The sequence below is a fragment of the Methanobrevibacter sp. genome, assembly GCF_045577275.1.
In the GTDB taxonomy this organism is placed as follows: Archaea; Methanobacteriota; Methanobacteria; order Methanobacteriales; family Methanobacteriaceae; genus Methanobrevibacter.
Genome location: NZ_JAZNIB010000351.1, coordinates 1 through 12,623, shown reverse-complemented (window position 1 = coordinate 12,623; position 12,623 = coordinate 1). Strand labels below are relative to the sequence as shown.

At 35.1% G+C, this 12,623-nt stretch carries 13 protein-coding genes; 4 read left to right on the top strand and 9 right to left on the bottom strand.

Going from position 1 to position 12,623, the window contains the following annotated elements:
* From ACKI67_RS10185 to ACKI67_RS10170, 4 genes are all read left to right on the top strand, one after another.
* The coding region (locus ACKI67_RS10185; protein WP_407463422.1) for an NrpR regulatory domain-containing protein at positions 1 to 1,507 on the top strand (1,507 nt) is incomplete at its 5' end.
* A gap of 526 nt (positions 1,508 to 2,033) precedes the next feature.
* Positions 2,034 to 2,846 carry a molybdate ABC transporter substrate-binding protein gene (gene modA, locus ACKI67_RS10180; RefSeq protein ID WP_407463421.1) on the top strand — a complete coding sequence of 271 codons (813 nt, stop codon included), beginning with the start codon at positions 2,034 to 2,036 and terminating at the stop codon, positions 2,844 to 2,846.
* A gap of 239 nt (positions 2,847 to 3,085) precedes the next feature.
* On the top strand, positions 3,086 to 3,766 hold the full coding sequence (modB, locus tag ACKI67_RS10175; RefSeq protein WP_407463420.1) for a molybdate ABC transporter permease subunit: 681 nt from the start codon (positions 3,086 to 3,088) through the stop codon (positions 3,764 to 3,766).
* Between the two features lie 65 nt (positions 3,767 to 3,831).
* Positions 3,832 to 4,869: a sulfate/molybdate ABC transporter ATP-binding protein gene (locus ACKI67_RS10170; RefSeq protein ID WP_407463419.1), complete on the top strand. Its 1,038-nt coding sequence runs from the start codon at positions 3,832 to 3,834 to the stop codon at positions 4,867 to 4,869.
* 111 nt (positions 4,870 to 4,980) lie between these two features.
* On the opposite strand, the gene ACKI67_RS10165 is transcribed toward ACKI67_RS10170, so the two are convergent.
* The 9 genes from ACKI67_RS10165 to ACKI67_RS10125 all read right to left on the bottom strand — a co-directional run bounded on the left by ACKI67_RS10165 (position 4,981) and on the right by ACKI67_RS10125 (position 12,431).
* Complete coding sequence (locus ACKI67_RS10165; protein WP_292776287.1) at positions 4,981 to 5,283, bottom strand: DUF2097 domain-containing protein; 303 nt, start codon at positions 5,281 to 5,283, stop codon at positions 4,981 to 4,983.
* 221 nt (positions 5,284 to 5,504) lie between these two features.
* Positions 5,505 to 5,807 carry a DUF2097 domain-containing protein gene (locus ACKI67_RS10160; RefSeq protein ID WP_407463418.1) on the bottom strand — a complete coding sequence of 101 codons (303 nt, stop codon included), beginning with the start codon at positions 5,805 to 5,807 and terminating at the stop codon, positions 5,505 to 5,507.
* A gap of 248 nt (positions 5,808 to 6,055) precedes the next feature.
* The gene (locus ACKI67_RS10155) at positions 6,056 to 6,922 is read right to left on the bottom strand and encodes a formylmethanofuran dehydrogenase subunit C (RefSeq protein ID WP_407415190.1); all 867 of its coding nucleotides are present in this window, start codon (positions 6,920 to 6,922) and stop codon (positions 6,056 to 6,058) included.
* 15 nt (positions 6,923 to 6,937) lie between these two features.
* Positions 6,938 to 8,656 (bottom strand): formylmethanofuran dehydrogenase subunit A, encoded by a 1,719-nt coding sequence (locus ACKI67_RS10150; protein ID WP_407463417.1) that lies wholly within the window; start codon positions 8,654 to 8,656, stop codon positions 6,938 to 6,940.
* Between the two features lie 10 nt (positions 8,657 to 8,666).
* Positions 8,667 to 10,058, bottom strand: coding sequence for a formylmethanofuran dehydrogenase subunit B (locus ACKI67_RS10145; RefSeq protein WP_407463416.1), 1,392 nt, complete (start codon positions 10,056 to 10,058; stop codon positions 8,667 to 8,669).
* Positions 10,048 to 10,620: a molybdopterin dinucleotide binding domain-containing protein gene (locus tag ACKI67_RS10140; RefSeq protein ID WP_407413812.1), complete on the bottom strand. Its 573-nt coding sequence runs from the start codon at positions 10,618 to 10,620 to the stop codon at positions 10,048 to 10,050. Before ACKI67_RS10140 ends, ACKI67_RS10145 begins: the two co-directional genes overlap by 11 nt.
* Before the next feature lie 10 nt (positions 10,621 to 10,630).
* Positions 10,631 to 10,861, bottom strand: a complete 231-nt coding sequence (locus ACKI67_RS10135; RefSeq protein WP_012955149.1) for a 4Fe-4S binding protein — start codon at positions 10,859 to 10,861, stop codon at positions 10,631 to 10,633.
* Between the two features lie 18 nt (positions 10,862 to 10,879).
* On the bottom strand, positions 10,880 to 11,980 hold the full coding sequence (gene fwdF / locus ACKI67_RS10130; RefSeq protein WP_407463415.1) for a tungsten-dependent formylmethanofuran dehydrogenase subunit FwdF: 1,101 nt from the start codon (positions 11,978 to 11,980) through the stop codon (positions 10,880 to 10,882).
* Positions 11,973 to 12,431: a helix-turn-helix domain-containing protein gene (locus tag ACKI67_RS10125; RefSeq protein ID WP_407463414.1), complete on the bottom strand. Its 459-nt coding sequence runs from the start codon at positions 12,429 to 12,431 to the stop codon at positions 11,973 to 11,975. Before ACKI67_RS10125 ends, fwdF begins: the two co-directional genes overlap by 8 nt.
* Positions 12,432 to 12,623: the final 192 nt, after the last annotated feature.

Sequence of the window (12,623 nt, the reverse complement as noted above, 5' to 3'; positions counted from 1 at the left end):
TAGAGTAATAACCGAACTTGGAAAAAGCAAATTGGAAAAAGGATTGATTTACGATCAGGTTGACTTCACATTTTCAAAATTCGAGGAAAGAATATATCTGACTAATTTTGACTACAATAAGAAAGAAGGAAACGTAATCGTGAACACCTCAAACATCCTTGACAACAAGGCCTTTGACATAATAAAGGAAGTCTTTGCTGCAGGGGTTTGTGTAAGTCCATTAATCAACGCCAAAAAAACAGAAATCAACGGCAAAAAAGGATATGTGATGAAAACAATCTGTGGTACAACAATAGATGGTGTGTTCCTAAAGAATGGAATACCTTCAATCCCACAATACGGAGGGCTTGTTGAAATAGAGGATTACTGCCCTACAAAATTTTCAGAGCTTATCTCCTATAAGAAAACATCAATCACTCCTTTAGATGCATTCATCGCTAAGGATATGACTTCTGTTTTGGATGTTGTGGAACATGGAACTGGAGCAATTCCTGCAAACTTTAGAATCATTCCTGGAAACAGTGTTGAAAAGGCAAAGGAAATCATCCAAAAACTTGAAAAGGTAGGAATCGGCGGAGTTCTTGAGATAGGAGAAATCAGCGAAAACATATTAGGAATTCCTGTGCCTGAAGGAATGGTTGGAATCTCAATCATCGGAGGAATCACCCCATTCTGTGCAGCACAGGAAAGGGATTATAAGGTTGACATAAAGACTGGTGAAGAATTCATTGACTATAATAAGCTAAAAGAGCTGGAATCCTCAAAACATAAAATAAAGCCTGCCAAAAGGATAGACTATAAGAAAACCCCATTCATACTTACCAAATCATTGAATAGAATGAATCAGGTGGATTATAATCTTGAAAACAATACTGGAAATATTGTGGCGAACATATCTTACTTGAATAAGTCTGATTTGGATGATGCATTAAGCATCATGAAAAAGACATATAAAAGCCTTCCAAAATATATGAATCCTCATTTTGATATAGTGGAACATCCAACTGATGAGAATAAAGTGGGAATAGCTACAGTCTGCAGCTTGTCCATTGATGGAATCCTAATCAAAAATGGCATAATGAGCACCCCAAGATATGGAGGATTATTGGAACTTGGAAAGCCGCCGCTATTTGTAGAAATGATTTCCTACAACGGTTCATCAATCGATCCACATAAGATATTCATCTTCAAGAACCTTACCCAAATAGCAAAAAGGGGAAATCCAAAGAAAATACTCGCTTCCATTAAGGAAGTGCCATACATTGCAAGACCTGAATGTGAAGAGATCTTGGATAAAATTAATGAAAATGGAATACCTATCTTTAAAGTAGGTAAACCAAGAGAATTGGTCTACAATGCAAAAGTGGACAACTATAACTTTGGAATTGTAACAGGAAGTGGCCTAAATTCAATAGCTGCAATCAAGGAAAAGGGAATAGCTATTGAGGCAAAAGCGGTTGAAACAATTTTACCTATTGAAGATATGAAACTAATTTATGAACAATAATTTTTATAAATTTGATTTCATATTTTAAACTTTTTTAAACTTTTTTAAACTTTTTTTAACTTAAATCCATAAACATTTTTAATAAAAAAACATTAATGATATGAATTTATTTTACCAAACTCATTTTAATAAAAAATAAAAATCCTAATTTTTTAAAAATCTGAGAAAACAAGATAAATATAAATTGTAATCGATATGAAAATATTTATATATCAGTAAAATATTAAATAATAGTATATCATGACAATTAAATTCTAATTTAAGAAAGGGAACGAATGAGGAAAACTTTAATTGAATGAAAATTGGTTATTTATTAAAAATTATCCATATAATCAATTATTTTTTTAATGCTTAATTTTATTCTCTTCATTTAGAAGAGACATAGACAAATATTAGAACAAGGATCACACCACTAGATTTTAGTTGATGTGCAAGATTAACTTATTCGAAACTTTCTTTTTAATAATATTGGTTATTGTTTAATGTCTGATAATGCTATTTATAAAATCAAAAAAGGAGAGTAAAAATGAAATCTAATAGAATATTAATTATTGCTGTTTTAGCATTAATCGCAATTATTAGTGTAGGTTCCTGTGCTGCAGGATTTTTAGACTTCCTCGGCGGCGAACCTGATTTAAATGGACAAGAAGTTAATTTAGCTGCAGCGGCTAGTTTAAAAAATGTTTATGATGATGAATTAATTCCTATGTTTGAAGAAAAATATCCTGGTGTAAAAGTAACTCCTACCTACGCTTCAAGTGGAGATTTGCAAACCCAAATTGAAAACGGATTGGAAACAGACGTATTCATGTCTGCAGCTACCAAACAAATGGATGCTTTAGCTGATGAAGGTTTAATCGACAATGACACTATTGTAGAATCTTTAGAAAACAAAGTTGTCTTAATCGTCCCTGCTGATTCTGATGCTAACATCACTTCATTTGAAGATTTAAAAGATGTGGAAGGCACCATCGCAATCGGCGACCCTGAATCCGTACCTGCAGGTCAATACGCTAAAGAAGCATTGACCAACCTCGGTATTTGGGATGCAGTTGAATCCAAATTATCTTTAGGTACTGATGTAACTGCTGTATTAAACCAAGTAGCTCAAGGATCTGCTGACTGCGGTATTGTATATGCTACCGATGCTAAATCCACCGATGATGTAAAAGTCATTTGTGAAGCTCCGGATGATGCATTAGAAACCCCAGTTATTTATCCAGTAGCTGTAATCCAAGATGCAAACGATGCAGATGCTGCACAAAAATTCGTTGACTTCTTGCAAACCCAAGAAGCTCAAGACAAATTCGTTGAGTATGGATTTACAATTCATGAATAAGTTATTATGAATCATTCATGTGAATAAGCAATAATTTGAAAAAAAATGATTTGCATTATTCATATGAATAATCATTTTAAAAATGCTTTTTTTAAAGAAAAAATTATTTAGATGAATATTTTTTAAGATAGAATTATTTAATATTAAATTATTTATGTAAATAATTTTATAGTACTTAATGAGATATTTATATATATTATCAATATGAATAATTTAATATTAATTAAGGAGAAACAGACATGACAGATTGGTCCCCAATTTTCATCTCAATGAAAACCGCAAGCCTATCCATTTTCATAACCTTTTTCCTAGGTTTGATAGTTGCTTGGGGTCTTGTTAAGATGAAAAACGACACAGCAAAAATTTTACTTGACGGCGTATTCACATTGCCTCTCGTATTGCCACCTACTGTAGTGGGTTTCTTTTTATTATGGATCTTTGGTGTCAGAGGACCTATAGGTAGCTTTTTTATAGAATTCTTTGCATATAAAATAGCTTTTTCATGGCCTGCAACTGTCATTGCAGCAGTAGTTATGTCTTTTCCTTTAATGTATCGTTCTGCCAGAGGAGCATTTGAACAGGTCGATTCCAACCTATTGGATGCAGGCCGTACATTAGGCATGTCAGAGTGGAATATCTTCTGGAAAGTTTCATTTGCAAACGCATTGCCCGGAATACTCAGTGGAGGAATTCTTGCTTATGCACGTGGTTTAGGAGAATTCGGTGCAACAGCAATGCTTGCAGGAAATATTGCAGGACAAACCAGAACACTCCCTATAGCAGTTTATTCAGAAGTGGCTGCAGGTAATATGGGAGCAGCTTTCAACTATGTAATAGTCATTGTCTTCATAGCATTCATAGTGATTTTCATTATGGATTATGTTACTTTGAGAAAGGAAAAGCAATGGAGACACGATTAAAATATTTTGTGATTAAATTATGATTAATAATTAATTATTCTATTTTTAGTTTTCGAGGAAGGATTATGAGCAATAAAAAATTAAAGGTAAATATTCAAAAGAAACTTAAGGAATTTAATCTGGATGTTGATTTTGAATTGGAAAAAGGTTGTTTAGGTATTCTCGGTCCTTCCGGTTGCGGTAAAAGTATGACATTGAAATCCATTGCAGGTATTGTAAATCCTGATACTGGTGTCGTAAGTTTAACCACAGATAAAGAAACCACTTATTTTGATTCTGAGAAAAAGATTAACCTAAAACCTCAAAAAAGAAATGTAGGTTACCTGTTTCAAAACTATGCATTGTTTCCCAACATGACCGTTGAGGAAAACGTTGCCATCGGATTATCTAAAAATGAGGATAAGAATAGCCTACCTGAAATAATCAAACGTTTTCACTTGGAAGGACTGGAAAAAAGATATCCTCGACAATTGTCTGGAGGCCAACAGCAAAGGGTTGCCTTAGCCCGTATAATGGCTTACGGTCCAGACGTCATATTATTGGATGAACCATTCAGTGCAATGGACACTTTCTTGAAGGAACAGTTACGTCTCGAACTTGTAAATTCACTAAGAGATTTTGATGGATTTTCAATTTTGGTTACCCACAATCGTGATGAGGCATTCCAGTTTTGTGATGAGCTCATCATATTGGACCAAGGCAAAGTCATAGCAAAAGGCAACACTCATGAAGTGTTTGAAAACCCTAAAAAGGTTCAGGTTGCAAGACTTACAGGATGTAAGAACATTTCAAAAATAGAGATTATAGACGATCATCATGTCAAATCCTTGGATTGGGGACTTGAGCTTGAAACATCAAAAGAGATTCCACCTACTACAAGCCATATTGGAATAAGGGCACACGATTTCTCTCCCGCTCAAAAAGATGATCTAAATTCATTTGATACTGAAAACTCATCAAAAATAGAAATGCCATTCGAATGGGAAATTACATTGGCAAACGGTTTATGGTGGAAACGTGACAAGCAAATCCATGAACATGAATTTGAGGTTCCAGATTATTTAAAAGTAGACCCTAAAAACATTATATTGTTGGAAGAGTAAAAATTCAAAAATTAGTTAAAAATATAGAAAATATAAAAAATAAAAAGAAAAAAAGGAAAAATAAAAAGGATAAATAAAAAAGAATTAAAAGGATTAAAAGGATTAAAAGGATTAAATTACTTCAATATAAACAGATTCCTTAGATTCATCCTTTGGATAATGATGCAATTCAATAATATCCTCTTTATACTCTTCAAAGTCAACTTCAATAGTGTCAGAAATGATTTCACCATCTAAAGCTATCATCACTCTGCAACTTGGCTTTCCTCTAAAGTCAGAAAGATCCACACCTAAGACATCTCCTTTAGCAGAGACACGGTTGTATGCAATATCAACCTTATCAAATTCTTTAAAATTATTTTTAATGTAATCGAGAACTTCATCAGAAGTCATTGTTAATTCCTTATCGACCATTTTTAAACCCCCATAGAGATTAATTTAAATATTTTTATTTCGACTATATTTATATCAAATATTTAATTATTAATTTTTATTTCTTTTATTTATTAAATTTTTTAAAAGATTTTAATAATTATGTTATAATATAATGTTTCTAATATATAAAATTATTTGTATTTATTCAAACTAATAGATGGCCTATAAAAAAAATTATAATGAAAATGAAAAGATTGAAGCTATAATGTAGCTTCAACAATGATGAGTTTGTCTTCATCTCCACCAGGCATATGACGGAACTCAATGATTTCATCCTTAACCTTATGCAAATCAATATCTACAGCTTGATTCAACAATTCACCATTGAGCTGAAGGGAAAGGATCAAACCTTCACCGGTTTCCTCATCTTCTGGAGTAAGTCCAAGTACAGTACCTGGAGCAAAAACTCTGTTGTATGACAATTCAAAAATGTCATCTACTTTCACATTATTTCTTACATATTCTATAATATCATCTGGGTCCATCACTATCTCTTTGACCATATTTACACCTTTGATACACAATACCATTTAAATTAAAGATATGATTAATAATTCTAATATTAATATCAATAAATGATAATTTAATCAATTAAGAAAATAATTAAATTAAATCAAAATCATTGACTTCAAATAACAAGTCCCAATTGATTAAATTATGATTTAGAAGTTTAAAAAATTTGAATTTTGAAATAAGTAAAAAAATAAAAAAATAAAAAAAAGAAGAAAAATATAAGAAAAAGAGAAAGAGCTTATTGAGCTCTGTATTCTCTAATTGCGTTATATTCGTCGTCTTCTTCAATCCAAGTAGATAATCTGTCTCTGTTTTTCTCAGCATCGATAATTAAGGTACCTTTACCGTTTAAAGCAATGTCCCCTTTGTATTCGATGTATCTACCAGGGTAAACAATACCATCTAATTCAGGATCGGTTACGATTCCTTGTTCTACGAAACCTTCGAGTAATCTTCCGACTTTTCCGTGAATTACGATGTTACCGTTTTTCATTTGTCCACCAGGCCAACGGTTTACGTTACCGTCAATTTCAATGGTACCTTTGGTCATGTGGATACCTGCGAGAATATCACAGTCACCTAAAACGTGGATTTTACCACCGACTAAACATTCACCACATTGTTTACCAGCATTTCCGTGGATAATGATTTCTCCACCGGACATACCTCTCCATTCACCAATGTATGAAGCACCACAGAATTCTTTGGTGTCACCGAAAATTTCAAGTTTACCACCAGTCATTTCACGACCAGCGTGAGCTGCTACATTACCGTAAACAGTTACTAATCCGCCAGCCATTTCTGCACCAACGTGAAGGTCTGCATCACCGTTAACAACTACTTCACCAGCACTCATTTTACAACCGATGTATTTTACTCTGTTACAATCTCCGTTTAAAATCATTTTGACTTCAGCAGGAGATTCTGCTTCTCCTTCAACAGTGATGTCAAAGTAATCAGTGATTGGGAATCTGGAGTTACCTACAGGTACTTTGTATTCTGCAAAGTCCTCTTCAGTCCAAGAGTAAATGTTATCAGTGATTAACTCATCAAATTCTAAAGCAATTGAAGAAGTTTTCTTTTGATCAAAAGTTATAGTTTTCATTAATAAACACTCTCCTTATTTAGCTTCTACGTCCACTCTAGTTGGGTTTGGTACATAGTGGTCGTGTACTTGATAGTTTTCCCATTTGACAGAATAGTATTGGGTAAAGAATGGCATTATACTGTCGATAATTTGTTTTTCTTCTTCTTCGTATCCTATGACGTTAGTCCAAATGGTGTGGCTTTGTTTAGTGGAAACAATGTCACCATCTTTAACAACGATTTGACCATCTTTGATAGTGTAGTAAGCGTTACTGAATGCTTTTTCGACACCTTCAGGATCTTTGGATGGGTCAAAGTCATTAGGGTTAATGTCATATACAGCAATATCTGCGTTGTAGCCAGGGGTGAGTGCACCTCTGTCTTGGAATCCGTGGATTCTTGCAGGAGCTGCTCTGGAAATAGTAGCTATTTCGTAGAAGTCGTATTCTCTGTCAAGACCAGCTAAGCCAGTTCTTTTGGAAGCCCATTTGTGTACTTCACCATTGTCAATCATAGACATCCTTTTCTCAGCACTCATTAACCAGGAGATGATCTTTGGATATCTGATGAAAGGACCTGCGTTAGGGTGGTCAGTGGTTAAACATACTTGCCATGGGTTTTTAATGTGCAAGAACAATTCAAGACCAATAGCCCATTGTAAGGTACTTACTGGAGTTTTTGGAGAGTAAATACATGGAATGATACCAGCTGCGGTTTCACATTCAATGTCTTTGTTAGCCCATTTTAATCCAGAAATCTTGAACAAGTCGTATTCCATAGGAGCGTCTGCAGTCATTGTAGTGGTTTCGTCGAAAGTTACTTGACCTACGTCACAAGTTACGTATGGGTTTTTGTTGATGAAGTCAGCAACTTCTTCAGCACCGGATGCTGCATCTTTCCAACTGTTACCAGTGTAAGAGTGGAACTGTGCGTGAGTACAGTGAATGGTTTGATCTCTTACTCCAGCAGATGCTTTAGTAGATTTTGCAATGTCTTTGATAGAGTCTAAAGTTGCAATAGTAGTTGGTACGTTTCCTGGGTGACCTAAATCATTAGGGTGGATGTGTATAGAGTGAGGAAGACCTAACTGTTCGTTAGCTTTTGCTAAAGCTCTTACAACTTCTCTGGAGGTTACGTCAAAGTATGGAGCTTTGTCATCGTATCCGTGTACGTTCATACCCCAACCCCATGCTTCTGAACCACATGGGTTTACGATTTTTACACCGTATCCTTTAGATACTCTTAACATTGCTGCAATAAATGCTGCTAAGTCATCGATTCTGTTTTCTCTTGCATATTCCATTACGAACCAGTTGTTACCAAATAATGGTAATGGGTTAATGTCGATGTTAGGAATAGTGTTGATTTCTTCATGTGTGTGTTTTGCTTCTAAAGGAGGCATAGCTGCTTCACAAACAGTACCGTATCCCATTCTTGAGTATCTGTATCCAGTGGTAGGACAACTTGGGATAGAGAAACCAGCTTCAGCTCTGGTTACTTTTGTTTTTTGAGCTACTCCTCTTCTTTCGTCTTCTGGTCTGTATAATCTACCTACAACCAATTTTGGTCCTGCAACGTGAGCGTGAGGGTCTACACCAGCAGGCATTACAATTTTATCAGTGACGTCTAATACTTCAGCGTCAGCGGATACATCTTCAACGATTTTACCATCTTTGAAGCAGATATCCATTTTTTCTCCGTTTACTTCATTAGCAGGGTCGTAAACGATACCGTTTTTAAGTATATATTCCATTAAAATCACCTTACTTATCTAAGAGACATGCGAGACCTTCATTAGGAACGTATTTTTCTGCTACGTTAGGTTCTTCTCTGAGTTTCATTACTCTTTCTTTCAATTCACGTACAATCCATTCGTCATCACGACAGGTTTCAGGTTTGTCGATAGCTTTTTTCATCCAGATAGGAACACCATCCATACGGTAACTGGTACCTCCACATTCTACGGAAATGAATGATCCCGGAAGTACTACGTCAGCGAGTTCGGTAGATGGTCCCCAGTGAATATCGATTTGGATAACTGGAATGTCAGCTAAGTGTTGGTTTGCTCCATTAGGGAAGTGAGCACCAGGGTCTGCTGCAATTACCATGAAACAGTCAGGTTCTTTTCTTACGAGTAAGTCAATAGTGTTGGTTTCACCCATCATATATCTTCCGTATCCTCTACAGAAGTCTACACCGAATGCCCAACCGGTTTCGTAAGCCATGAAGATGTTGAAACCGTTTACGTTAAAGTGACCTCTCATTGGAGTAAGTCCCCATTTACTGTTGGTGTTTAAGTCTTGTACTAATTTAATCGCAATGTCAATGTTTCTTTGTTTTCCTAAGGTGTGAGTTAAACCTAAACCGAAGAAGAGAACACCGAATTCTGCAGCTTCCATTTCAGCAGCTAATTCATAGATGTCTTCAGCTGGAATACCGGAAACAGATTCAGATTGTAATTTTTTACCTTTTAATACAGCTCTTAAAGCGTTGTAGAAACCGTAGTCTCCGTTTTGTTCGAATCCAATCCATTTGTCAGACATTTTTGCAGTGTCTGAAAATTTAGGGTCCATAGTAATAACGGTTCTGTCGAATCTACCTCTTTGTCTGAAATATCCTCTAGGGAATGCTGCATATCTTGCTAAGTGTCTTGGGTGAGAGTTCATAGCGTTACTACCAGAGTATGCAATAACGTCAGCTCTGTTTTTAACTTCCCCTAAGGTTTGGATAGGGTAACCTGCGTTTTGCATAGCTTGTAAACTTGGTCCGTGACAGATAGTTGCTTGGTTATCTAATACAGCACCAATATATTCACCTAATTCTACACCTTCTTTCATACATTCAGTAGAAGTTTCAGACCAACCGTAGAATACAGGTCTTACAGATTCAGCAATGTATTTTGCTGCAGTGTCAAGAGCAGTATCCCAGTCTACTTCTTCAAGAACTCCTTCTTCGTTTCTTACCATTGGTACAAGTAATCTTTGGTCCATATCTTCCATTACTTTACTTGCACCTAATCTGCATGCGTGTCTTACAGCAACTACGTGACCGTCTTTGACTAAGAAGTCTAAGTCGTCACAGTTACATCCACAAAATGCACAAGTACAATTTTCTACAATGTGATCGTAATCAGTTACAGGTGGTTCATATGTCATGATCAATCAACTCCTCCCATTTACGTCCGTTATAAACTGGTCTTTCACCTAATGATTCCATGTTTTCTACAACATCATCATCTTCTTCATCAACATATTTTTTGTATACCCATCTCATTAAGTCTGCCATTAATAAAACTTTTCTGTCAGTTTTTTCAACGGTAGCCATAATACCTTTGTAAGTAGGGTCTGAACAACAGTAGGTTTCGTGGCTTACAATAGTGTTAGCCCATGGACCTTTACATACAAAGATGGTACCTTCGTGAGGAGCATCTCTGGATTTTGCTGCGTTTAATACAACTTCACCATAGTCAGTTTTTACAAGTACGGTGTCCCAGTTTTTTACACCTAATTTTACCATGTCACGAGGATCCATGTAACAGGTACCGGAAGCGTTTTTATATTCTTCTTTTAAGGTAGAACCTCTTTTCTTACAAGCTCCTTGATATATGTCAGAACCAGTGTTTAACATACATTTGAGTACTTTGGTAGTACCTTCTTGAGCTACGTTTTCTAAATCTCCAACTACTGGTCTTTCTAAATAAGTATTTGCATAATGCATGTTATCACTCCTATTCTAACCATATAGCTTCAGTAGGACAGAACATTTGGCAAGTACCACATTTGTCACATTTGTCCACACTGAATAATTTAATAAATCCGTTTTCAACCATCATAATAGTTTCGGTTGTTTTGGAACCATGTCCACCAGCGTTTTCTGGGCTGATTGAAGCGTTTACAGGACATGCGATAACACATACTCCACAACCTAAACATTTATCTTGATCTACTTTAAGTTCCATATATAATCACCAATCAAATTAATTTTTTAAAGCTTCGAATGCTGCAATCCAAGATTTAGAACTAGTTGGGGTGTAATCGATGTCAGTTCTAGTTACGGTTAAAGCTCCGTTAGGACATGCTTTAGCACATGCACCACAGTGGATACAGTAATCTTCTTCTTTAACTAAGTGAGTTCCTCTGTCTCCAGGACCAGATGATTTAGGGAAGGATAATACATTACATGGACATACATCAATACATGCACCACAGGTACCACATTTTTCTTCATCGATTTCGAGAGTACCTTTAAATGCTTGTTTTACAGTAGCTGCGTCTGCAGGACAGACTCCTTCACACCATCCACATTTAATACAAGTTTCTTTGTCGATAATTGCATTACCGGTAATTGCTGCTTTAGCAGGGTCGAGGTCATATTCACCGTAGGAACAGGATCTACATACTGCTTTAATAGCGTTAACAGGACATGCTTTTTTACATACGAGACAGTATACACATTTTTCTTTGTCAATAACAATGCTTTCTTCACCGGTGGTTTTGTCTACTACAATAGCTTCTGCAGGACATAATTCAGCACAAGCACCACAGTAAATACAGTCATCTTCACATACTTCGATTTCACCAGTTACTAAGTCAGCTCTGTTAGGTAAAGTTCTGTCGATAGTAATGGAAGCTCTTGGACAAGCTGCTTCACATTTTTTACAGAATAAACATTTGTCTTCATCGATTTCAGCTGAAGCGACGAGACTTGGATAAGCTTCATTTTCTTTAATGGATACTCCACCAATGGTGAGTTCTAAAGCACCAGCTGGACATACTCCACTACACATACCACAGAGAACACATTTGTCTTCAGCAATGCATAATTTTGCTTTAACTTCATTGTCGTTTTTGAAAAGAGCGTAATTTTGTGCAATCTTTTCATGACCACTGAAATAAGTTTCTGTGTATTTACGTTCAATAGGAGCTACTTCATCGAGACAAATAGCTTCTACTGGACAGGTTGCTTCACAAAGGCCGCAACCAATACAAACGTGATCTTTAAAGGACAAAATTCTGTCTTCTTCTGCTGATCTTTTTATATTGAAGTTTTTACCTTCAATTTCTTTAACGTTAACCATTTTTTACCTCCAAAATTTTAATAGAATTTGTTGGACAGCCTTCAACACACATAAGACAGCCACAACAATAACGGGGGTTTATTTTTGCTTTAAGTGAGTCTAAACTAATAGATTTCACTACACACAAATCTACACACAATCCACAACCAATACATCCATCATCTATCTGTGGTTCATAATGATTCATATTAAAAATCTCAATTATTTGACGGATTTCATCAAAATCATCAAACAAGACTTTTGAAATTAATATAAAATCTTTAGGATTTAATTCTAAAATAACTTTAGCAAGTTCAATTGAATCCATAGAAATGTTCCTACCATTCAAATAGTGGGAAATGGTTGATCTGTCTACACCAATTTGAGATGAAATCTCCTTTTGGGACAAACCTTTTTTTCTAAGTTCAACACTTTCTAAATATTTTAGTCCAGATACTATATGTTTTGGCATAAATTCACCATGTGTACAATAATATATTATATTATATTTACATATAAAAGGCAATGACTTAGACTCAAGTCGGAAGATTTATATATTACTGTGTAGTTATTACACAAAAATAAAAATAATTTAAAGATAAATTATGATTTAAATCATAAAATAAAATATAAATATTAGTTTAATTTATTAAAATAATTATAA